Origin of the sequence: Stomatobaculum sp. F0698 (assembly GCF_030644385.1) — a bacterium.
In the GTDB taxonomy this organism is placed as follows: Bacteria; Bacillota; Clostridia; order Lachnospirales; family Lachnospiraceae; genus Moryella.
In genome coordinates, this window is sequence record NZ_CP130060.1 from 1,156,360 (window position 1) to 1,177,715 (window position 21,356).

The following is a 21,356-nucleotide window of genomic DNA, read 5'->3' on the forward strand; positions in this document are numbered from 1 at the left end:
TGTACCGGGATTTTTATTTATCTTTGTTTCCGACAATCATATCATAAATCTCTTCCGCGCGATCCACAATACGCGTCGCGCCGAGCGCTTCCAGCGCTTCGCGACTACGGAAGCCCCAGGAAACCGAAATACAATCCATACCGCTGTTTCTTGCGGTCTCCATGTCAACCTCCGTGTCACCGATATACACGGCTTCTTCCGGTTTCAATCCCAGAGAAGCAAGCACGGCAAAGACCATATCCGGCGCAGGTTTCCGGCGAATGTCCGCGCGCTCTCCCTTCGCTTCTTCGAACAAGCCCTCAAAATGGACACGGTTTAACACCTGTACCGCCTCGTCCAATTTGTTCGAGACTACGGCAATCTGTACACCGGCCGCTTTGAGGCGTCGCAACAGCGCAAGTATCCCGGGATAAGGCCCGGTTGCATCGTCGCAATGCACAGCGTAATGGGCCGCAAACGCGGCGATGACCGCATTTGCAGCCTCCTCCGAAACACCGAAATCCGCCGCGCGCCGATTGACGCCGAGCGCCCCCACTTCTCGGAGTGTATAGCCCTTCTCAACCGCGAGCGCGCGCTGTGCGGCAACTTCCGCACCGCTGCCGAAAAAGTGTCTCACATCATCCTTGGTAAAATTCGCGCGATGTCCGGTCTTTCGGCAGGCCTCGTTCAGAGAGCTCGTCAGGTCCGTAATGGTATCCAGTATCGTACCGTCCATATCAAAGACGGCCGCGCGATAACGCTTCATTTCACTCATCTCTCCCCCGATCAAGCGAAGGTAGCAACTTCCGCAATGGGTCCGGTCAGCGAAAGTTCCTCCGCATACAGCACGGGGCCCTCCGCACCGTATTCGCGCGCATTCTCTTTGCGAATCTTGGCGCGGAGCTTCACCCAGTCACCGGTCTTAAAGTTCCGAGCGCCCGCATAATGGCAGAGCAGACCGCAGAAACGGATGTCCGCCTCGCAACAGGTCATCACCTTTCTGCCCGGAATCAGAATATCCGCGGGCGCGCCCTTCGGGCGCATGAGTTCCGCCGTGAAACTGACTTCCTTGCCGTCGTACTTCTCGGGGCGGTCCATTGCGTCAATATAGAAAATCGCAAACATCTCGGGCGTCAGTTCCAACTTATCCGCCTTCAAATCGTAGGGAAGTTCAATGCTGAAGTCACCGCGAATCTCTCCGTCCCTGCCCTCAAACACAATCTCGGCATCCGGCGCCATTGCCTTCAGAGAAAGGTGATAGTTCCCGAGTTTCTCCTCCGGAATCTCATCGGCTCGATTGCAAATAATGAGTTCCGTTGCATTTAACATCGGCCCCAAATAAGCCCGCATGTTCTTCAGATACAGGTCCAAGGTGCTTGTATCAAAAATACTGATCTGCTGGTTTAAGAACCACTCCTCCGGTAATTCCAGGCTGTCCTGACGCCAGAGGCCGTTCCACTCAATCAGTACGCGCTCCGGATGAAACTCTTCTCCGAGGGCGCGGAGTGCTTCCTTCGTGCACTCCTCTTGGCTCTCAAAGTAGATTGCGGCGGTATTGTGCTTCTTCAACAACGCCTCCGGATACTCTTCCTCTCCCTCCTCACAGACAAGGAGGAGGGTTTTTCCCTCGGTCTGAAAGTAGGACTGCTCCATTGTAAAGCGCAGAAACTGCGTCTTTCCCGCCTCCAAAAAACCGTTGATTACAAATACCGGGGTCTTCTCTTCTTCTCTCTCAAATTGCTCTGCCATTGCTTACGCCTTGAACTCCTTTGTGATGGCCTCTCTGTTTAACTCGCTTCCGATCACACAGATCTTTCCGCTTGCCTCAGGCGCCCCGTGACGAATCTCGGTCTCGCCCGGAACCAGATCGAAGTAGAACCACTCCGCTCCGTTCACATCCGGCACCATGCCCTTTGCGCGCACCACGGTACCGAAATCTTCGCTCTCCGCAAGTCTCGTGAGCAGTGCCTTGAGTCTCTCCTCGGTGAAGGCCGGAACATTCTCGAGACCGACACTGTCGAAGATTTCGTCGGCGTCGTGACCGTGGTGGTGATCATGGCCGCAGCAGCAGTGTCCGTCCTCGTGGTGGTGGTGATGCTCGTGCTCGTCGTGATGATGGTGCTCATGCGCTTCCTCGTCGTCGTGGCAGCAGCAGTGCTCTCCCTCTTCATCGTGATGATGGTGTTCGTGCGCTTCCTCGTCGTCGTGGCAGCAGCAGTGCTCTCCCTCTTCATCGTGATGATGGTGTTCGTGCGCTTCCTCGTCGTCGTGGCAGCAGCAGTGCTCCTTATCCTCATCGTGATGATGGTGTTCGTGCGCTTCCTCGTCGTCGTGGCAGCAGCAGTGCTCTCCCTCTTCATCGTGATGATGGTGTTCGTGCGCTTCCTCGTCGTCGTGGCAGCAGCAGTGCTCTTCTTCCTCATCATGATGGTGATGATGCTCGTGGTGGTGATGGTGCTCGTGTTCCTCTTCCATTGCCTGAAGGAGTTCAGCCTTGAGATCGATGGGGTGCTCCAGAATCTCAAGAAGCTTTTCACCGGAGAGCGCCGCCAGCGGCGTCGTGATGATGGTTGCCTCCTGATTGATCTCGCGAATCAGAGCAATCGCCTCATCGATTTTCTTCTGATCGGCGATGTCCGTGCGCGAGAGCACAATGGTCTTTGCATACTGCACCTGGTTGTTGAAGAATTCGCCGAAGTTCTTCATGTAGAGCTTCGCCTTCTTCACATCGACGAGGGTGACCGCAGAGTTGCCCGCGACTTCAAGCTCCTCCTCGACATCCGCAACCGCGCGCAGCACATCCGAGAGCTTACCGACGCCGGAGGGCTCGATAATCACGCGATCCGGTGTATACTTGCTCAGAATTTCCTTCAGAGAGGTCGCAAAATCACCGACCAGGGAGCAGCAGATGCAACCGGAGTTCATCTCCCGCACTTCGATGCCGGCGTCCTTCAAAAAGCCGCCGTCAATGCCGATTTCACCGAACTCGTTTTCAATCAGCACGACCTTCTCTCCGGAGAGAGCCTCCGAGAGCAATTTTTTAATAAATGTGGTCTTTCCCGCACCGAGAAAGCCGGAAATAATATCTACTTTGGTCTTAGCCATGATTTGCCTCCGTTTCTTGTTCTATCTCTCATAGAATTAGTAAAGCATAACACATACATTTCACATTTTCTAGTCTCTTGCTGCCTGTATACTTGTCGGCAGATGCCGCAGTATCTCGGCGGTAAGCAATCCGATGACCGCTCCTGTGATAACGCCCGCAAGCAGTAGCATCGGGAAATACCAGAACAGTCCCCTATTTTGAACCACAAGCGCAGCGACCGCAAGCTGTCCCAAATTATGGAAAATCGCGCCGATTACACTCACACCGATTTCTCCGAACAGTTGACTCCGTTTTGCGAGTACGGCAGCCGTAAGGCTTAAGGTCGCACCGGAAAGGCTGTAGAGTATCGCCGCCATATTGCCGAACAAAAAACCGGTCAGTATAATGCGCAACAAGGAAATAAGCGCTGCCCGTCTTAGGCCGAAGAGGTAGAGACAAATTAAACTCGCTAAGTTGGCAAGCCCCAATTTGACACCCGGTATCCCGATGGAGAGCGGCAACAGTACTTCGATATAACTGAGCAGCAGCGCAAGCGCCAGCAAAATGCCGAACGCGACCGTAGCCGCCGCCTGTCCTCCTCGTCTCATACTTCCTCTCCTCCTAAAGCGGTACAAACAGAGCGCGGCAAAGCCGCGCTCTGTTTCTTATGCGATGTTGACGCCGACCACCGAGACATTGACCTCAATCACCTTGAGTCCTGTCATGTTCTCAATCGCCGATACGACTTTTTCCTGTACCTCTCGCGTCACCTTCGGGATGCTGTATCCGTACTTCAGATTAATGGAAAGATCCACCGAGACATGCTCTTCGGTCACCTCTACCTTTGTACCGCGCGGCGCATTCTTCCAAGCCAGGCGGGATGCAAGTTCGTTTCCGAGTTTCCCCGCCATGGAATCAACACCTTCCACTTCGCACGCTGCAAGCCCCGCAATTACAGCGACGACCTCGTCCGCAATGCAAACTTCTCCGATGTTCTTCTCCTTGCTGTTCTCTCCCATCTGTCGCTGTCCTCCTGTCGTGTCTGTTTCTCTTTTGCTGCGTTCAGTATATCAAATTTATGCCGGTGACACACGCTATTTGTGATAGGGTGCTCCGGTTCTTATGCGGTAACTCCGATACAGTTGTTCCAAAAAAAGTACGCGCATCAATTGATGCGGAAAGGTAAAATCCGAAAAGCTGAGATGCAGGGCGGCGCGCGCACTCACTTCCTTGGAGAGGCCCAGTGAACCGCCGATTACAAAGCAAAGCTCTCCGCGGCTGCGCTCTTCGAGCTTTGCCATTTCGGCCGCAAAGCCTTCCGAATCAAACTTCTTGCCCTGAATTTCGAGCGTCACAACAAGGGCCCGCGCATCGATTTTTTCCAAAAGGCGCTCGCCTTCCCGCTTTCTGACCCGTTCGGCTGCGGCACTGTCAAGGAGCTCCGGCGTCTTCTCATCCTTTATTTCAATGAGGCGAAACTTGCAATGCGCCGAGAGACGTTTTTCATATTCCGCAACCGCCTCCCGCCAATAGCGCTCTTTTAAACTTCCGACCGTGAGTAAGCTGATGTTCATTCCGTTGCCCGGAAGTAGTAGCCGACGCCCCACTTCGTGTGCACATAGCGCGGTGCCGAGGGCGAAGGCTCAATCTTTTCGCGAAGCCGCCGCACATGGACATCCACGGTTCTCACATCGCCCGCTTCATTGGCCTTATTCTCCCAGATTGCGGAAAGCAGTTGCTCTCTGCTGAACACCTTATTCGGATTTTTCATGAGCAGAACCAGAATATCGAATTCCTTGGCTGTGAGATTAATTTCACGCTCGCCGAGCATAACCCGACGCGACTCGATGTCCAAGGACAAATCGCCCGCGGAGAGCGGCGCATTGCTCTCGGGTTCTCTCTGGTTCTTCTGATTGCGACGGAGTATGGCCTTAATCCGCGCTTTGACTTCGAGAATATTGAAGGGCTTCGTGAGATAATCATCCACACCGTTGTCGAAGGCAAGGATTTTGTCCATATCCTCTCCCTTCGCCGTCAGCATGATGATGGGCACATCCGAGAATTCGCGAACGGCCTGGCAGACATCCATGCCGCTCATCTTTGGAAGCATGACATCCAGAAGAACCATATCATAGTTCTTCTCCCTGATTTTCCCGAGGGCCTCTTCTCCGTCATAGGCCGCATCCACTTCCATCCCATCTGCCTGCAGACTGAAACTGATGCCCTTCACAATCAGTTTCTCATCGTCCACAACCAAAATTTTTGCCATTCTCCCTCTCCTCACTCACGCACAACGATACTGTCTTTTAATTTCTCAAACGCCTTTTCTTTGATGCCCGGAATATTCTTGATTTCTTCGATGTTTCGAAACTTCCCGTGCGCCTTGCGGTAGGCAAGAATCTGCTCCGCCTTGCGTTCACCGACACCCGGCAAAGTCATGAGTTCTGCCTTTTCTGCGCGGTTTAAATCCACTTTTCCGCTATTTTCTTCTGCGGCAAGCGCTGCGCTTGACGGCTCCGCGTGCATTGCGGCCTCTTCCAAAGTCGGCACGCGTATCATACTCCCGTCTTCCACAATCGCGGCAAGATTGACCGCGTCTTTCGCGGCATCTTCCCGAAAACCGTCGGCGAGCTTCAGCACCTCGTTAAGACGCGTCCCCTTCGCCACCTCGTAGACATCCGGCTTTTGCACCGCGCCGCAAAGATACACGCTCACATATTCCGCGTCGCTCACCGTTTCCGGAGCAACGGACTTTGTTTCTCCCGCTTTTGTCTCTGCGGTACTCTCTTTCCCCCCGCTTTCATCCGCTCCGAGTTTGGCATTTTCCGCATAAGCGGTGCTCACGAGCTCTCCGCGCAGTGCATTGTCATGATTTCGGCTTGCGCGATAAACAAAGAAAAATACCGCAAGGCATAAAAACGCAAGGGGAAGCAAACTAATAGGGTGCTTTTTTATCCATTTTCGTAACACGACAGCCTCCTCTCGGAGCTGCCGAGCCTGCACCTTTATTGTAACCAGTCAGACCGAGAAACTCAAGCTTCGGCACTGATTTTAGAGCCTACGCCGCGCCGCCGCCTGTACCAAATGTTTTGCGAGTACGGAGGTCGTCACCGCCCCGATGCCGCGCGGCACCGGGGTCAGAGCCGCCGCAACATTCTCCAATCCTTCCGGGTTCACGTCTCCGCAAAGATTGCCGTCCTCGCCCGCATTGATTCCGACATCCAGAATCACACAGCCCTCGGATACGTAGTCACGGTTTACAAGTTTCGCCTTGCCCGCAGCCACGGCAAGTATCTCCGCCTTCCGGCACTCTTCTTTCAAGTCACTGGTCTGGGTATGGCAGATGGTCACGGTCGCATTGTCCCGAAGAAGAAGCATGGCGAGTGTACGACCGACCACCAGACTGCGCCCGACCACAACCGCACGCTTTCCGTGCACCGGAATTTCATACGTGCGCAGGGTCTCGATCACAGCCTCGGCCGTACAGGGGGCAAATCCCTCCTCTTCTCCCGCAAATACGCGGGCTATGTTGACCGGCGAAATCCCATCCAAATCCTTCTCGGGATCGATGCTGCGCTCCGCGCGCTTTACATCCAGCTGTTCCGGCAACGGCTTTAAGAGCAGTACACCGTCAATGCAGGGATCTGCATTGATTTCCCGAAAACGCTGAAAGAAAACCTCAGGCGTCACATCTTCCGGAAACACAAAGGTCTTGACGTCCAGACCGAAATTCTGCATGCGTTTTTTTGCGCCTCTCTCGTACGAAAGCTGCGGTACATTCTCGCCGACTCGCACAATGGCAAGCGTCGGCACATAGCCGTTCAGCGCTTCCAAGGTCTTTTCCGTCTCTGTCCGTATGGCATCCACCACCTGCTGTCCTGTGAGTTCTCTCATACTGCTTATTTCCTCTCTGATTCTGTCAGCTCTGCACAACAATAGATTAGTATACCTTAAAATCCAAGAAATCGAAACCGAAACCGTATTTTACATATTTTAATTATGTCTACTACATTTATGCAGACTCCTGTTTTTCTTCTTCCTTTTTCGCCCGGCACATACGCAACATTTTTACAGGGGCTTAAAATGCTTGTTTTTCTCTTTCGATTCGGATTTATGGCTTGCGTCTTTTTCGAAATCGTTGTACGGTTATAAATCATATAGTGAAACTTATTTTCGCATCGCAAGCACTGTCCGAAAGGGGATTTTCATGGCGAAATTAAAAGAAAAAGTTGTTCTTGCTTATTCCGGAGGCTTGGACACGACGGCGATTATCCCGTGGCTCAAGGAGCATTTTGACTATGAAGTCATTTGCTGCTGTGTCGACTGCGGCCAAGACAGCGAATTGCGCAGTCTCGAGGAGCGCGCAAAACTCGCCGGCGCATCCAAGCTATATCTCCTCGATGAAAAGGATGCATTCGCGGAGGAATATGTTCTGCCGTGTTTGCAGTCGGGGGTGCGCCCGGAGCGAGCCGCTCTGCTCGGCAGCGCGCTTTCGCGTCCGCTGATTGCAAAGAAGTTGGCCGAAATTGCGGTCAAAGAGCACGCTGTGGCGATTTGTCACGGCGCGACGGGAAAGGGCAACGATCAGGTGCGCTTTGAACTCAGCATTAAGGCGCTGGCACCGGAACTCAAGGTCATAGCCCCCTGGCGCATGACCGAGCTTTGGCCTTTCCGTTCGCGTGAAGATGAACTGGCTTATTGTCGCCAAAAGGGCATTGACCTTCCCTTCGACGCAAGTCACTCCTATTCTCATGACAGAAATCTCTGGCACAGTTCCCACGAGGGGCTTGAACTCGAAGATCCGGCGCAGGAACCTATGTTGGAAGAACTCCTCCTACTCGGCGTCTCGCCGAAGCAGGCCCCGGATGCCGAGACCTTGCTCCGCATCGGGTTCGAAAAGGGTGTCCCGGTCAGCTTAAACGGCAAGGAACTGAGACTCTCGGAACTCCTCCGCCGCCTGAATGAGCTCGGCGGAAACAACGGCATCGGCATCTACGATCTTGTGGAAGACCGCGTGGTCGGCATGAAAGCCCGCGGCATCTATGAAATCCCCGCGGTCACGATACTGCTGAAGGCACAGAGTTGTCTGGAAGCTTTGGTTCTGGACCGGGAGACACTTGAGACCAAGCATACACTCAGCGAGAAATTTGCCTCTTTGCTCTACGAGGGCAAGTGGTTTACGCCGCTTCGTGAGGCGCTTCAGGCTTTCTTTGCGAGCACACAGGAACTCCTCACCGGCGAAGTGCGCCTGCGTCTCTATAAGGGCAACCTGATTCACGCAGGCAGCAGTTCCGAATTCTCTCTGTACTCCGAGGAGTTTGCTTCGTTCACAACCGGTGAACTTTATCATCACCGCGATGCCGAGGGCTTTATATCGCTGTACGGCCTTCCCATGCTTCTCCGTGCGCGCATGCAGCAACGCAGCGGCTCGGCGGAATTGCCCGAAATGCCGGAGCTTTTCTCGCTCTCGCAACCGGTCAAGACGACCGTCAGCAAGGTGAAGAAGGCCGACAAAAAGCAGGCGGTTCGCAAAACAAGCGAGAAAAAGAAAACCGCGGACAAAAGCGCGGACAAAAAGAAAAGCGGCAAAAAGGAAGACAGCAAAGCCGAGAGCGGCAAAAAAGAAACCGTGAAAAAAACAGCGGTAAAGAAAGTAGCTACGAAAAAGACAGTTGCCAAAAAGACCGGCAAAAAACTCCCGCAAGAGCAGTGAGTCGGGAAAAGGCGGCGGATTGCGAGATGCAATCCGCCGCCTTTTTCTATTGTCGAAAACGATGATTTAGTTTACATATTCAAGTTATGTATATACGCCTCGTTGCCGGACTCAGAAGGCCAGCAAGAGCACACCGCTCACAATCAAAGCACAGGCAAGTCCCGTTTTCAACGTGAGCCCCTCGTGCAGAAATATCGCCGCAAAAACCAGCGTGAATACCACGGAGAGCTTGTCAATCGGTGCAACTTGGTTAACGCGCCCCAATTTTAAAGCATGATAATAGCAGAGCCACGAAGCTCCGGTGGCCACCCCGGACAAAATGAGAAAGATCCAACTTTTACGAGCGATTGTCGAAATACCCCGCTCTGCCTGTGTGAGAAACACCATCCCCCAAGCCATGACAAGAACCACGGTAGTACGTATGGCTGTGGCGAGGGTTCCGTTCACACTGTCAACACCGACTTTCGCCAGAATTGCCGTCAGTGCGGCAAATACCGCCGATAACAGCGCCAATACAAACCACATAGCCTCCTCCTCTTCTCAAATTCTGTCTTTTGTCATTTTAACGCGCAGGCCTCGCCAGCGCTCTTTTTTTTTGTTACAATACGACAAAGGAACGCAAGAAGAAGGAGGTACATCAATGGATTACCGCATCGAACATGATTCTATGGGGGAAGTCAAAGTCCCCGCAGACAAGCTCTGGGGCGCGCAGACACAGCGAAGCTTCCAGAACTTTGAAATCGGGGATGAGAAAATTCCCGCCGAAGTTATCACCGCCTTTTCCTATCTGAAGGAAGCGGCCGCTCTCGCAAACTGCCGCCTCGGCGTTTTGGACGAGAAGAAGGCAAAGCTCATTTCCGGTGTCTGCGAAGAAATTCGCGCGGGCAAGCTCTGCGGCAACTTCCCGCTCGCAGTCTGGCAGACCGGCAGCGGCACCCAGTCCAACATGAACGTGAACGAGGTCATTGCAAACCGCGGCAACGAAATTGCTGGCGAGAAGCTGTTGCACCCGAACGATGACTGCAACAAGTCCCAGAGCTCGAACGACACCTTCCCGACCGCGATGCACATCGCTGCGGTACTCACCTTAGAGGAGCAGCTGATTCCCTCGCTTGAGGCTCTGATTCAGTGCTTCCGTGAGCTTGAGACCCGCTATAAGGGCATTGTAAAATCCGGAAGAACCCACCTCCAGGATGCGGTTCCGATCTCCTTTTCCCAGGAAATCAGCGGCTGGAGAAGCTCTCTCGAGACCGATCTCGAGCTGATTCGCGCGAGCATTCCGCCGCTCTCCTCTCTGGCACTCGGCGGCACCGCTGTCGGCACCGGCTTAAATGCACCGAAGGGCTTTGACACCGAGTCCGCAAAGGCTGTCTCCGAGCTCACCGGCAAGCCCTTCCGCACGGCGGAAAATAAGTATCACGCGCTGACCTCCAAGTCGGAACTGGTCTACTCCCACGGTGCACTGAAGGGACTCGCGGCCGATCTCATGAAGATTGCAAACGACATCCGCTGGCTCTCTTCCGGCCCCCGCTGCGGCCTCGGCGAAATCCACATTCCGGAGAATGAGCCCGGCTCCTCGATTATGCCCGGCAAAGTGAACCCGACCCAGTGCGAATCCGTCACAATGGTCGCGGTTCAGGTCATGGCAAACGACAGCGCGGTCAGCTTTGCGGCAAGCCAGGGCAATTTTGAGCTGAACGTGTTCATGCCGGTCATGATCTACAACTACCTGCAGTCCGCCCGTCTCCTCGCGGATTCCATGCGCTCCTTCCGTATCCACTGCTGCGAGGGCATAGAGCCGAACCGCGAAAAGATGCGTGAGAACCTGCACCGCTCCCTGATGCTCGTGACCTCCCTGAACCCGTACATCGGCTACGAGAACGCGGCAAAGACCGCGAAGCTCGCGTTCAAGGAGAACATCTCCCTGAAAGAAGCCTGCGTGAAGCTCGGCTTCCTCACGGAAGAGCGCTTTGACGAAGTCTTTCAGCCGGAGAAGATGGCAAAGGAAGAGGGATAAACCAACTACAAACAGCAGCCCTGTGCGAATTTGATTGCACAGGGCCGCTGTTTTATTGCTTCTGATTTGTCTATTTGCGCGGAGACAGGACTCGCTCGAGCGAGCAATCCAAGCCAAAAAACTTTAGATCACAGTCACGCGCGAGGAGTTCATTTCGAATCGTGTCCAAGGCTTCGTAGAAGGCCAACGCCCTCCCGTCTTTAAAATCACTGTACGGTTGCTCTCTCGCCTCTTCCGCCGCCTCCAGAGCATAGGTCATCACACGCCCGATGATAAATTGCAGTTCGTCATCTGTAAGCTTCCGCATAGCCGCTCCTCTCTTTCTCTTCCCCGGAGATTCAAAAAATACTGCTCTCAACGCGGTGATAAAAGCAAATCCAAATTCATGCCAAGCCCAAAAACGTTCGCGTCCAAGTCGTATATTTCCAACTGATTTTTTATGGTATCCAGCACCTCATAGTAAGCCAGCGCGCGCCCGTCCTTGAAAGCGTCCTTCGGATTTTGCCTCGCTTCCGAGACCGCACACAGCGCTTGCTCCAGAATACTATGAATGGCTGCTTTCAATGCCTCGTCCGCAAGTTCCTGTGTTTCTCTCATCTCCGCTCACCTCGCATCTTTCTATCATTCTACATCGCTTGTGCAGTGATTCAAAGCGTCATTCCCAAAAAACACAAAAATAAAAAAGCTGCCACAACAAGCCATAGCAGCTTTTCACATATTAACCTTTTAACCTTTCACTTAATCGCAAAACCAGTCATCTAAACTAGATTCTATACTCACTTGCATAAAAAGAGCGCAAAAAAACAAGGTCTGCCGGGAAGGCAGGCCTTGGATTTTAAGAGTATTCTGTTTTGTGAGACTTCTTGCCAACCTTCTTCGCGTTGATAAGGCCGCTTACACTTGTTCAGCTTTTCCTTTCTTGCTAATATCATAATTCTTATTAGCAGGAAAGTACAGTCATCGCTATCTGTACCATCAAGTTCCTCTATCCATAGCCTTCAAACATAACTTGCATGTCTCTACCTGAACAATCTACATCAAGAACCCGGTATCAGCCGAACCACGCTCTGGCGCTATTTCAGCCATGATACACCCGATACGCTGTAATCTCGATTGCATACAGAAAAGCGCCTGCCACGAGATATTCCTCGTGGCAGGCGCTCTTTGTTTCATAGACTCAAATATCCTCTAAAAAGAGATAATCGGAACTTTCTTCTTCGCGCTGCGGCGCAGGCTGTGTTTCCGGGAATCCGTCCGCTCCCGCCGATGCGCGAAGTCCCGGCTCCGCAATCGGGTCCTGCAACATGGTCATGAGACTCTCCGCATGCATGCGCTCGGCCGCCTCACTGAGCTCCCGATACAACGCCTCATAGCGTCTGGTCAGCCTTTTGCGGTAGCGCTTTTCGTAGGCGTTCTCATAGCGGCAAAGCAGCCAGAGGGCAAGCAGAGACAGGGCGCTTATCATTGCGCCGAGCTTCAGCCCCTCCGGGAAGTACCGGAAATGAATGTAATGCTTTCCGCTCGGAACGCGGAACGCAAGAAAGGCATCCATGGCCTTCTCGGTCTTGACCGGCTTTCTGTCCACATACACTTTCCAGCCCTTGTCATAGGGGATGCTCGTAAAGAGCAGGGACGGCCCGTCCGCCTCGACCTCTGCGTTGATTGTGTTGTCCGTATAACTGTCTATCTGCATTCCGTGCTTCAGCATGGCCTGCCGGAGTTCTTTCAGTGCGTCGAAATCAAAGCGGTACACGACGACCGAGGGCTCGGGCTTATCGTCGGAAATCTCCGTAAAGTTGATGGTCTCTCCGGCCGTTCTGTGACCGAGCTCCATCATATAGCGCCGCTTTAAGTTGTCGTAGGTCTTATCGCGGTCCTCGAAAGACACTTTGATTTTATTCGCCTTCGCATTGGTCGCGAACGCAAAGTATAGACCGTCCTCGTCCAAAGTAAGGCTCTCTTGATTTCCGTTCTTTTGCGTCTCCACCGGAATCAGCACCGGATCCGAGTCAAAGAGACGGCAGAGATCGTTCTGCACATCCGCCGGATTCTCGTAAGTTCTGCTCCAACTCTCCGTAAAATTGCCTTCTTCGACAAAGCCGAGCGGCATGGCATCACGATTCTCAAGCAACACCGTTGCGCCGGATCGCAGCACTTCTTCCTGCTCCGGATCCGTTTTCTCATCCGATACAAAGGAATAGCGCACATCGAGAAGCGCATCCACCAGCGGGGTGGAGCCCGTGATGGAATATGCGTTCACCGAGGCCTCACAGCCGACCGAGCGGAGAAAATCGGTCATAGATTTATCCGCGGTCGAACTGAAGAGCGAGACCGAGTGGAAGTTTAAGAATGCGCCGTCATCCTTGCTCTTCCGCTCAAACTTTTTGAAGCGCACAAAGGGCACCTTCGGCACCGCCCGCTTTAAGGTCTGAATATCCGCATTGTCCGCGGTGTACTCCGTGCGGCTCGTCGTCGGTATGCTGGTGTACCCGAGGTTCAGGCTTGCTTCCAGAGTCACCAATAGGAGCAGTATCCAGAAGTAGTGCTCCCTTGCAAAGCGTCCGGATGCATAGGAGCGGAACAAAAGCGCATAGATTGCCGCGAGCAGAAAGGCAAGGTAAAAGACCCAGTAGCGGAAATGCTCTTCCGTCACAAGTTTCTCCGCCAAAAGGACAAAGAGAACCACCGCAGCAAAACTCAAAAAGAGCTCGCGGGGCGCAAAGCGCGGAAAGCGTTCAAGCGCCTGAAACGAGAGATAAAGCACCAGAAAGCAAAAGATAAAGCTCTGCCGCGCAGGAAGTGAATTCGGATAATGAAAACCGTGCCAGATGTAGTTCAGCACATTGACCGAGAAGCTCGCAAAGAAAAAGAGCAAAAAGAAAGCGTAACCCACACGTTGCTTAATCGGCACCTCTCGGTTCGAGAAGTACAAAAGAAGCAGTTGCAAGGTAAACATGCCGCAGTAAATATTCGGCCAGTGATCAAGGCCTATCTCGCACTCCACAAAGGGCAGTTGCCGCGCCATCATATCAAAAATCGAAAAATAGCTCTCAAAGGTCTTCGGGAAGTTCATCTCTCCGGAAGCCGTAAGCCGCAGCGCAAAGATTTCCGGCATGAGAACCACCGCCGCAAGCCCCGCCGCAATGAGAGAGGCCAGTGCAAAGCGCCCCGCTGCTTTGAGTACATCCTCCCAACTCAGTTCCGCCGTAATCGCCTGAAAGATTGCATAAAAAATCAGGAAAAGGCAGATCATAATGGATATATAGTAGTTCGAAAGTATACTGAGTCCGAGACAGACGATATACTTGAGAGAACGCTCGCCGCGCACCAGCTCTTCCGCGCCGAGCAAAATCAGCGGGAAGAGGACAATGCAGTCAAGCCACATGACATTCCAGGAATAGGCTGCCATGTAGGCAGAGAAGGCATAAAGTATGCCGAAAATCGGCGCAAAGAGCCCGTCTCTCTTACTGTGCCGCAGCAGATAGTAGGTCATTGTGACCGAGGAGAGCGCCGTCTTTACGACAATCAAAAGCGTCACATACTCAATCACAAAGCGCTTCGGAAAGAGCAGGACAAACCAGTTCAAGGGGCTTGCGAGGTAGTAAGCGTAAATCGCGGTAAAGTTGACCCCGAGTCCTATGTTCCAGCTGTAGAACAAACTGCCGCCGTGCTGAAGCTTATACTGAAACTCCGAAAAGAAGGGCGCATACTGGTGGTAGAGGTCGGTGCGAAGAAAGCTCTCCTCCCCGAAGGGATAAATGCCGCGCTGCAAAAACAAAAGCAGCATGGCAAACACAGGCACAAAAAAGGAAAGGAGTAGAATCCTCCTACGAGAACGTCTCTGTGTCATCGTCATCGGCTGTCTTACTCCTTCCCCAAATGTTACGGATTTTTCCCGGGCTGTGCCCCTGCGGACGCAAGTATGCTTCCGTCTTCCAAAATTATATAGCCGTAATAGCCCTCGGTCTTTTCGAGCAGGGCCATACCCTCTTCTCTTCCGAGCGAAAATACCGCAGTCGAAAGTGCGTCACATTCCGCGGAGCTCGGGCCCACAATGGTCACGGAGACCAGACCGTTCTGATACGGATAGCCGGTGCGCGGATTAAGAATATGATGATAGTGTACGCCGTCAAGGTCGAAAAAGCGCTCATAAACGCCGGATGAAACGACGGAGAGTCCGTCAATATCCAAAATCTTGACGACCTCGTTCGAGTGCTCCTCAGGCTTCCGAATCGCAATTTGGAAGGGCTTTCCCTTCGCTTTTTCCCCGATGCAAAGCACATTGCCCCCGAGATTGATAATGGCGCTCTTCACACCCTTCTCGACCAGAAAGTCCTTCAGGCGGTCCGCGATATAGCCCTTTGCCGTGGAACCGGAGTCAATCTGTGTAAAATCGTCCCCAAAGTCAATGACATCGCCGTCAATCCGAACATGACGGTAGTCCACCTTTGAAACCGCTGTTTCAATATCCGCTTCCGCGGGAACTTTTGCCTCACCGCCGGAAAAATTCCAGAGGGAGCTCAGCGGGAGCACCGTGACATCGAAAGCGCCGTCGGAAAGCTCGCTGTAACGCAGTCCCAGTTTTACCATATCAAGCATGGCGGGACTCGCCTTCCAAGTCGTGACACCGCTCCCGCGATGATTCATACGGTAGAGCTCACTCTCCGACTTGGTCGGTGAAAAAATCTCCTCGTATTGCTCCAGCAATTGAAAGGCCTCGTCGAGCACAGCCTCGTCCTGCTTGTCGTAGAGCGAAACCGCGATCACGGTATCAAAGAGAAAGCCGCTGCGCTCCAGCGGCTTTTTGCTCTCTTTTGTCCCGTGAAGGTGCCAAAGAATTCCGAGGAACAGCGCCAGTACAAGGGCCAGCGCCGCAAGGGATTTCTTTTTCACATATCCCCCTGTCAATTGGTCTGGTTATTGTTTCTGAGAATCACGTCGTGGCTTCCGCCCTCGACAATCGAGGTCGAAGAGACCACGGTAAGTCTTGCTTTCTCCTGCAATTCGGCAATCGAGAGTGCGCCGCAGTTGCACATGGTGGAACGCACCTTATAGAGCGTGGTCTGCACACCCTCCGCAAGTGTACCCGCATAGGGCACATAGCTGTCGACGCCTTCCTCGAAGGTGAGCTTCTGCGCACCGCCGAGGTCATAGCGCTGCCAGTTCCGCGCGCGGTTGGAACCCTCGCCCCAGTACTCCTTGACATAATTGCCGTTGATGCGGAGCTTAGCCGTGGGACTCTCATCAAAACGGGCAAAATAACGGCCCAACATCACGAAGTCTGCACCCATCGCAAGCGCGAGGGTGATGTGGTAGTCGTGGACAATGCCGCCGTCCGAGCAAATCGGAACGTAGATGCCGGTCTGACGGAAGTAGTCATCTCTCGCCTTTGCGACCTCAATGACGGAGGTCGCCTGACCTCTGCCGATGCCCTTGGTCTCGCGGGTGATGCAGATGGAGCCGCCTCCGATTCCGATCTTCACGAAATCCGCACCTGCCTTTGCGAGGAAAAGAAAACCTTCGCGATCCACGACGTTGCCGGCACCGACTTTGACGCGGTCTCCGTACTTAGCGCGTATCCAGGAGATGGTTCTCTCCTGCCATTCCGAATAGCCTTCGGAGGAGTCGATGCAGAGCACATCGACGCCTGCCTCGACCAAAGCCGGAACGCGGGTCTCATAGTCTCTCGTGTTGATACCGGCCCCGACAATATAAGACTTGTTCTCGTCGAGGAGCTCGTTCACATTCTCCTTGTGGCTGTCGTAGTCCTTGCGGAACACCATGTACTGTAGTCTGCCCTCGTCGTCGATGAGCGGCAGGGAGTTGATCTTGTTGTCCCAGATGATGTCGTTGCAATCGTGGAGGCTCGTAGTGCTCGGTGCCGTGACAAGGCGCTCAAGCGGTGTCATGAACTCCTTGACGCTCATATCCATGGACATACGGGAGAGGCGATAATCGCGGCTCGCGACAATGCCGAGCAGCTTGCCGTGCGCAGTGCCGTCATCCGTGATTGCGACCGTCGAGTGTCCGGTCTCATTCTTCAGCTCGAGCACATCCGCGAGCGTAGCGGTCGGCGGGAGGTTCGAATCCGAAGTCACAAAGCCCTTCTTGTACTGCTTGACACGGCGCACCATGTCTGCCTCCTCCTCAACGCTCTGGGAGCCGTAGATAAAGGAGACACCGCCCTGTCTTGCGAGCGCAATGGCCAACTTATCGCCGGAGACAGACTGCATGATTGCAGAGACCATCGGAATGTTCATCTCGAGCGGGCACTGCTCCTCGCCCTTGCGGAAACGCACCAGCGGGGTCTTAAGACTTACCGCAGTCGGAACACACTGCGCGGAACTGTATCCCGGAACCAGAAGATACTCTCCGAATGTTCTCGACGGTTCCTCAAAATAGTACGCCATCTGCTTCTACTCCTTTCAAGCTCTCAGCTCAGACTTGCCGCCCATGTAGGGACGAAGTGCTTCGGGAATGCGAACCGATCCGTCCGCCTGCAAATTGTTCTCAAGGAAGGCAATCAGCATGCGCGGCGGTGCGACGCAGGTATTGTTCAGGGTATGTGCGAGGTACTTCTTGCCGTCCGCGCCCTTCACACGGATGCGGAGACGGCGCGCCTGCGCATCGCCGAGATTTGAGCAGCTGCCCACCTCAAAGTACTTCTTCTGGCGCGGGCTCCACGCCTCGACATCGCAGCTCTTAACCTTTAAGTCCGCGAGATCGCCGGAGCAGCACTCAAGCGTTCTGACCGGAATATCCAGGCTCCGGAAGAAATCCACCGTGTTCTGCCAGAGCTTCTCGTACCAATGCATCGACTCCTCCGGCTTGCAGATGACAATCATCTCCTGCTTCTCGAACTGGTGAATGCGGTACACACCGCGCTCTTCAATGCCGTGTGCGCCCTTCTCCTTGCGGAAGCAGGGGGAGAAAGAGGTCAGCGTATAGGGGAGCTTTTCCTCCTCGTTCAGGCTGTCAATGAAGCGGCCTATCATGGAGTGCTCGCTGGTGCCGATCAGGTAGAGATCCTCACCCTCGATTTTATACATCATTGCATCCATCTCGGGAAAGCTCATCACGCCGGTCACGACATCGGAGTGAATCATGTAGGGCGGAATTACATAGGTGAATCCGCGATCGATCATAAAGTCGCGCGCGTAGCTCAGCACCGCAGAGTGCAGTCTCGCGACATCGCCGAGCAGGTAGTAGAAACCGTTGCCCGCAACCTTGCCGGCTGCCTCTAAGTCAATGCCGTTTAAACGCTCCATAATCTCGGTGTGGTAAGGAATCTCAAAGTCCGGAACCACAGGCTCGCCGTAGCGCTGCACTTCCACGTTGCAGGAATCGTCCTTGCCGATCGGCACGGAGGGATCCATCATCTGCGGAATGGTGAGCATAATATCACGGATTCGCGCCGCGATCTCTGCCTCTCTGGGCTCAAGCTCCGAGAGGCGCGCATTGATTGCGGCCACTTCCTGTTTTGCCGCCTCTGCCTCTTCCTTCTTTCCCTGCCCCATCAGAGCGCCTATGCTTTTCGAGATTTTATTTCGGTCGCTGCGAAGCTGATCCGCCTCCGCCTGTGTCTTGCGACTCTCTTCGTCGAGCGCAATTACCTCATCGACCAGCGGGAGCTTTTGCTCCTGAAACTTCTTTCGAATGTTCTCCTTCACTGCCTCCGGATTTTCCCGCAGGAACCGAATATCTATCATGCCTTTTCTCCTCCTAAGCACTTCTTTGCCCGCAAAAAAGATTTAACCGATTATACACCGAAAACGAAAGCTAGACAAGCAGGGGGACTTCCCCGCTTGTCCTCTCCGGTTCAGTGAAACAAAAGTCCCAACAAGCCGTAAGAAACAACGGACATGATAAAGGTGGCCAGGAGTACGCCGAGCGAAATCGCAAGCATCGCCTTTTTAAAGTCCATTTCCATTAAACTGGCGACAAGTGCGCCTGTCCAACCGCCGGTTCCCGGAAGCGGAATTCCCACAAACAGCAGGAGACCCCAGAACTCGCCGCGTTTTAAACTCGCGGATTTATTCTGCGCGCGTTTTTCAAGCCACTCGACCAGGGGACGCGAAAACGAAAAACGGCGCATAAAATTCAAAATATGCCGCATAAAAAGCAGTACAAAGGGTATCGGGAGTATGTTCCCGAGAATGACCAGCGGTATTGCCTTTAAGAGATTCACCTTGAGCATGGACGCAAGTAACAAGCCGCCCCTGCACTCCAGTATGGGCAGCAGCGAGACAATGAAGGTCACCGCCTCCGCCGAAATTTTATTGCCGAAGGTCGTCGCAAACCAGCTTACGGCATGATCCATTTTGACTCCTCTCTGTCACAGGTTTCCATGATAAGGAGTCCCGACACAGGATCTCCCGAAAGTTCCAATTCCGCGCGCTCCGCCGTGATTTCATTGCTGACGGTGAGCGTCGGCGCCGTGTTATCGCAAAGACAAAAATCCCGGAGCGGATAGCGCACACCGCTCAACGCATGGATATTGACCGCGCCGCCGATTGGGAAAAAAGCGAGATAGGTTCCCCACTGCTCGCTTTTTTCAAGCAAAAACTTTCCTTCACTTGCGAGCACGCAGCGAATGCGATTTTGCGGATCGAGCAAAAAGAGCGAAACGCCCTTTTTCTTCCACGCATAACAGAGGCGCATATTGGCAAGGCTGTGATCGCAGCGACCGCCGAGCGCCCCCAAAACATAAATTTCCGTATAACCCTTCTCTGCGACCGCCTCGACCGCAAGCGCGAGGTCGGAGTCATCCTTGACCGGATTGTGCCGCAGTACCTCAATATCGTCCCGACTTACATAGCGTTCCAAGAGCTCGGGTCTTACGGTGTCAAAATCTCCGACCAAGAGCCGGGGGGCGATTCCGAGGGCGTTAAAGGTCGTAAGGCCTCCGTCCGCAGCGACCATATACGGCATCCCGTTGTTTTGGCTTAAATGAGCAATCACACGCTCCGCAAAGACGGAGTCCACATGTGTGCTCGCAATCAAAAGAGCACAGCTCATTTTCGCTGCCGCGCCGCCGCGCGCTGAAAGCCCTCGTGGAAAAAGGCAACATTGTCCGCGATATCCCCGCCGAAAACCGCGGAACCCGCGACAATATCGTCTGCGCCTGCCTCCAGTACTTCGTCCAAGGTCTGTCGGTTAACACCGCCGTCCACCTGAATCGAAAGTCCCGGATGTTTTCGATCTGCGAGTTCTCGCAGTCTGCGAATCTTATCCGTGCAGTACGGAATGTAGCTCTGCCCGCCGAAGCCCGGATTCACCGACATGATGAGCACCATATCGAGCTCCGGGAGTATGTCCTCGAGCACAACGAGTGGGGTCGCCGGGTTCAAGGCAACCGCAGCTTTTTTGCCGCAGGCCTTGATGTGCTGCACCGTGCGGTCCAAATGGCGGCAGGCTTCCGCATGCACCGTAATGCCGTCCGCGCCCGCTTCGACAAAGGCGTCGATATAACGGTCCGGTTCCGTCACCATGAGGTGCGCATCCAAATAGAGATCCGTTCTCTTTCGAATGGACTTGAGAACCGGCATACCGAAGGAAATGCTCGGCACAAAATCCCCGTCCATGATGTCGCAGTGCAAAGCGCGAACCCCTAATGATTTGAGCAGCTCGATCTGACTGCCGAGTTTCGTAAAATCGGCCGACAGGAGCGACGGCGTCAAACGATAATTCATCAATACTTTCTCCTCTCCGCAATTTCTTCTGCCATCTTTCGATAGCTCTCATAGCGGCTCTCTGCGATGTCTCCGCGTTCCACCGCCGCCTTGACGGCACAGTTAGGCTCAGCGCGGTGATTGCAGCCCGTAAACCGACACTGCCCTTCCAAGGAACGAAATTCCGGAAAGGCCTGTTTCAGTCCCGCTTCGTCTGTCTTTACTTCCAGGGCCGTAAAGCCCGGCGTGTCGAGCAAATAACTGTTTTCGCCGAGACAAAACAGCTCCGTGTGACGCGTGGTCTGTTTGCCGCGCGCATTTTTGCGGCTCAGCTCTCCCGTCTCCATTTTCGCTTCGGGGCAGAGCAGATTGGTAAGTGTGGATTTCCCGACACCGGACGGACCCGCGAGCACCGTGGTTTTTCCCGCAAGAAAACCGCGCAGTTCCTCAATGCCGCTGCCGTTTTCGGCGCAGACCGAAAAGACGGGATATCCCGCCGTTTCGTAGCGTCTGCGGTAGTCCGCGAGTTCTCCGCCGTCCAAATCCTCTTTGGTAAACAAAATTGCCGCAGGAATGCCCTGTAGTTCCATGGTGACCAAATATTGGTCCAGCAGATAAAACTGCGGGTCCGGGGTGCGCACCGCCATGACGAGCAGTGCCCGGTCCACATTGCTGACCGCCGGGCGTATGAGGCGGTTTCGCCGCGGCAAGAGAGCTACGATATTTGCCTCCGACTCGCTGGTCTGCGCAGCCTCCACTTCCGCGAGATCGCCGACCAAGGGCTTTTCTCCCTGCTTCCGGAAAAGCCCCCGCGCCTTGCAGGTCAGGACCTCGCCGTCGCAATCCACCAGATAAAAGCCTGCAATGCCTTTGATGATTTTTCCCCGCATG

General features: G+C 53.8%; 21 protein-coding genes and 1 pseudogene. 2 read left to right on the forward strand and 20 right to left on the reverse strand.

Features of this window, described 5'->3' with window-relative positions; all coding sequences use genetic code 11:
* Positions 1–13 precede the first annotated feature (13 nt).
* The 9 genes from QU660_RS05215 to QU660_RS05255 all read right to left on the reverse strand — a co-directional run bounded on the left by QU660_RS05215 (position 14) and on the right by QU660_RS05255 (position 6,958).
* The gene (locus QU660_RS05215) at positions 14–754 is read right to left on the reverse strand and encodes an HAD family hydrolase (protein ID WP_304945488.1); all 741 of its coding nucleotides are present in this window, start codon (positions 752–754) and stop codon (positions 14–16) included.
* 11 nt (positions 755–765) lie between these two features.
* On the reverse strand, positions 766–1,728 hold the full coding sequence (locus QU660_RS05220) for a TIGR03943 family putative permease subunit (protein WP_304945489.1): 963 nt from the start codon (positions 1,726–1,728) through the stop codon (positions 766–768).
* A gap of 3 nt (positions 1,729–1,731) precedes the next feature.
* On the reverse strand, positions 1,732–3,084 hold the full coding sequence (locus tag QU660_RS05225) for a CobW family GTP-binding protein (protein WP_304945490.1): 1,353 nt from the start codon (positions 3,082–3,084) through the stop codon (positions 1,732–1,734).
* A 69-nt stretch (positions 3,085–3,153) separates the two neighbouring features.
* Complete coding sequence (locus QU660_RS05230; protein ID WP_304945491.1) at positions 3,154–3,672, reverse strand: Gx transporter family protein; 519 nt, start codon at positions 3,670–3,672, stop codon at positions 3,154–3,156.
* Between the two features lie 57 nt (positions 3,673–3,729).
* Positions 3,730–4,083: an Asp23/Gls24 family envelope stress response protein gene (locus QU660_RS05235; RefSeq protein WP_304945492.1), complete on the reverse strand. Its 354-nt coding sequence runs from the start codon at positions 4,081–4,083 to the stop codon at positions 3,730–3,732.
* 75 nt (positions 4,084–4,158) lie between these two features.
* Positions 4,159–4,638, reverse strand: coding sequence for a 23S rRNA (pseudouridine(1915)-N(3))-methyltransferase RlmH (rlmH, locus tag QU660_RS05240; protein WP_304945493.1), 480 nt, complete (start codon positions 4,636–4,638; stop codon positions 4,159–4,161).
* Positions 4,635–5,333 carry a response regulator transcription factor gene (locus tag QU660_RS05245; RefSeq protein ID WP_304945494.1) on the reverse strand — a complete coding sequence of 233 codons (699 nt, stop codon included), beginning with the start codon at positions 5,331–5,333 and terminating at the stop codon, positions 4,635–4,637. The genes rlmH and QU660_RS05245 overlap by 4 nt, the downstream gene beginning before the upstream one ends.
* A gap of 11 nt (positions 5,334–5,344) precedes the next feature.
* Positions 5,345–5,797, reverse strand: a complete 453-nt coding sequence (locus QU660_RS05250; protein WP_304945495.1) for a ComEA family DNA-binding protein — start codon at positions 5,795–5,797, stop codon at positions 5,345–5,347.
* A 318-nt stretch (positions 5,798–6,115) separates the two neighbouring features.
* Positions 6,116–6,958, reverse strand: coding sequence for a bifunctional 5,10-methylenetetrahydrofolate dehydrogenase/5,10-methenyltetrahydrofolate cyclohydrolase (locus QU660_RS05255; protein WP_304945496.1), 843 nt, complete (start codon positions 6,956–6,958; stop codon positions 6,116–6,118).
* Between the two features lie 313 nt (positions 6,959–7,271).
* Between QU660_RS05255 and QU660_RS05260 the strand changes: the two are divergent.
* Positions 7,272–8,483: pseudogene (locus QU660_RS05260) on the forward strand (argininosuccinate synthase); the annotation flags it as partial.
* Between the two features lie 405 nt (positions 8,484–8,888).
* Here the strand turns inward: QU660_RS05260 and QU660_RS05265 are convergent.
* Positions 8,889–9,302: an EamA family transporter gene (locus tag QU660_RS05265; RefSeq protein ID WP_304945497.1), complete on the reverse strand. Its 414-nt coding sequence runs from the start codon at positions 9,300–9,302 to the stop codon at positions 8,889–8,891.
* A gap of 115 nt (positions 9,303–9,417) precedes the next feature.
* Here QU660_RS05265 and fumC point away from each other — a divergent pair, with 115 nt between their 5' ends.
* Positions 9,418–10,794, forward strand: coding sequence for a class II fumarate hydratase (fumC, locus tag QU660_RS05270; protein ID WP_304945498.1), 1,377 nt, complete (start codon positions 9,418–9,420; stop codon positions 10,792–10,794).
* A 70-nt stretch (positions 10,795–10,864) separates the two neighbouring features.
* Here fumC and QU660_RS05275 read toward each other — a convergent pair whose 3' ends face one another.
* From QU660_RS05275 to rsgA, 10 genes are all read right to left on the reverse strand, one after another.
* Positions 10,865–11,101 (reverse strand): transposase, encoded by a 237-nt coding sequence (locus QU660_RS05275; RefSeq protein ID WP_304945499.1) that lies wholly within the window; start codon positions 11,099–11,101, stop codon positions 10,865–10,867.
* A gap of 47 nt (positions 11,102–11,148) precedes the next feature.
* Complete coding sequence (locus QU660_RS05280; RefSeq protein WP_304945500.1) at positions 11,149–11,391, reverse strand: transposase; 243 nt, start codon at positions 11,389–11,391, stop codon at positions 11,149–11,151.
* 580 nt (positions 11,392–11,971) lie between these two features.
* Positions 11,972–14,644: a YfhO family protein gene (locus QU660_RS05285; protein WP_304945501.1), complete on the reverse strand. Its 2,673-nt coding sequence runs from the start codon at positions 14,642–14,644 to the stop codon at positions 11,972–11,974.
* Positions 14,645–14,676: 32 nt separating this feature from the next.
* Complete coding sequence (locus tag QU660_RS05290) at positions 14,677–15,687, reverse strand: FAD:protein FMN transferase (RefSeq protein ID WP_304945502.1); 1,011 nt, start codon at positions 15,685–15,687, stop codon at positions 14,677–14,679.
* Positions 15,688–15,698: 11 nt separating this feature from the next.
* Positions 15,699–17,204, reverse strand: a complete 1,506-nt coding sequence (locus QU660_RS05295; RefSeq protein ID WP_304945503.1) for an IMP dehydrogenase — start codon at positions 17,202–17,204, stop codon at positions 15,699–15,701.
* 15 nt (positions 17,205–17,219) lie between these two features.
* On the reverse strand, positions 17,220–18,503 hold the full coding sequence (gene serS / locus QU660_RS05300) for a serine--tRNA ligase (RefSeq protein ID WP_304945504.1): 1,284 nt from the start codon (positions 18,501–18,503) through the stop codon (positions 17,220–17,222).
* Positions 18,504–18,613: 110 nt separating this feature from the next.
* On the reverse strand, positions 18,614–19,114 hold the full coding sequence (locus tag QU660_RS05305) for a COG2426 family protein (RefSeq protein ID WP_304945505.1): 501 nt from the start codon (positions 19,112–19,114) through the stop codon (positions 18,614–18,616).
* Entirely contained in the window at positions 19,099–19,797 is a 699-nt protein-coding gene (locus QU660_RS05310; RefSeq protein ID WP_304945506.1) for a thiamine diphosphokinase, read from the reverse strand. The genes QU660_RS05305 and QU660_RS05310 overlap by 16 nt, the downstream gene beginning before the upstream one ends.
* Positions 19,798–19,808: 11 nt before the next feature.
* Complete coding sequence (gene rpe / locus QU660_RS05315) at positions 19,809–20,486, reverse strand: ribulose-phosphate 3-epimerase (protein WP_304945507.1); 678 nt, start codon at positions 20,484–20,486, stop codon at positions 19,809–19,811.
* A complete protein-coding gene (gene rsgA / locus QU660_RS05320; protein WP_304945508.1) occupies positions 20,486–21,355 on the reverse strand; it encodes a ribosome small subunit-dependent GTPase A in 870 nt (289 codons plus the stop codon). The genes rpe and rsgA overlap by 1 nt, the downstream gene beginning before the upstream one ends.
* Position 21,356 lies beyond the last annotated feature (1 nt).

Coding starts and splice junctions, on each gene's coding strand:
- QU660_RS05215 (WP_304945488.1), bottom strand. CDS start 754: ATGAGTGAAATGAAGCGTTATCGCGCGGCCGTCTTTGATATGGACGGT.
- QU660_RS05220 (WP_304945489.1), bottom strand. CDS start 1,728: ATGGCAGAGCAATTTGAGAGAGAAGAAGAGAAGACCCCGGTATTTGTA.
- QU660_RS05225 (WP_304945490.1), bottom strand. CDS start 3,084: ATGGCTAAGACCAAAGTAGATATTATTTCCGGCTTTCTCGGTGCGGGA.
- QU660_RS05230 (WP_304945491.1), bottom strand. CDS start 3,672: ATGAGACGAGGAGGACAGGCGGCGGCTACGGTCGCGTTCGGCATTTTG.
- QU660_RS05235 (WP_304945492.1), bottom strand. CDS start 4,083: ATGGGAGAGAACAGCAAGGAGAAGAACATCGGAGAAGTTTGCATTGCG.
- rlmH (WP_304945493.1), bottom strand. CDS start 4,638: ATGAACATCAGCTTACTCACGGTCGGAAGTTTAAAAGAGCGCTATTGG.
- QU660_RS05245 (WP_304945494.1), bottom strand. CDS start 5,333: ATGGCAAAAATTTTGGTTGTGGACGATGAGAAACTGATTGTGAAGGGC.
- QU660_RS05255 (WP_304945496.1), bottom strand. CDS start 6,958: ATGAGAGAACTCACAGGACAGCAGGTGGTGGATGCCATACGGACAGAG.
- QU660_RS05265 (WP_304945497.1), bottom strand. CDS start 9,302: ATGTGGTTTGTATTGGCGCTGTTATCGGCGGTATTTGCCGCACTGACG.
- fumC (WP_304945498.1), top strand. CDS start 9,418: ATGGATTACCGCATCGAACATGATTCTATGGGGGAAGTCAAAGTCCCC.
- QU660_RS05275 (WP_304945499.1), bottom strand. CDS start 11,101: ATGCGGAAGCTTACAGATGACGAACTGCAATTTATCATCGGGCGTGTG.
- QU660_RS05280 (WP_304945500.1), bottom strand. CDS start 11,391: ATGAGAGAAACACAGGAACTTGCGGACGAGGCATTGAAAGCAGCCATT.
- QU660_RS05285 (WP_304945501.1), bottom strand. CDS start 14,644: ATGACACAGAGACGTTCTCGTAGGAGGATTCTACTCCTTTCCTTTTTT.
- QU660_RS05295 (WP_304945503.1), bottom strand. CDS start 17,204: ATGGCGTACTATTTTGAGGAACCGTCGAGAACATTCGGAGAGTATCTT.
- serS (WP_304945504.1), bottom strand. CDS start 18,503: ATGATAGATATTCGGTTCCTGCGGGAAAATCCGGAGGCAGTGAAGGAG.
- QU660_RS05305 (WP_304945505.1), bottom strand. CDS start 19,114: ATGGATCATGCCGTAAGCTGGTTTGCGACGACCTTCGGCAATAAAATT.
- rpe (WP_304945507.1), bottom strand. CDS start 20,486: ATGAATTATCGTTTGACGCCGTCGCTCCTGTCGGCCGATTTTACGAAA.
- rsgA (WP_304945508.1), bottom strand. CDS start 21,355: ATGCGGGGAAAAATCATCAAAGGCATTGCAGGCTTTTATCTGGTGGAT.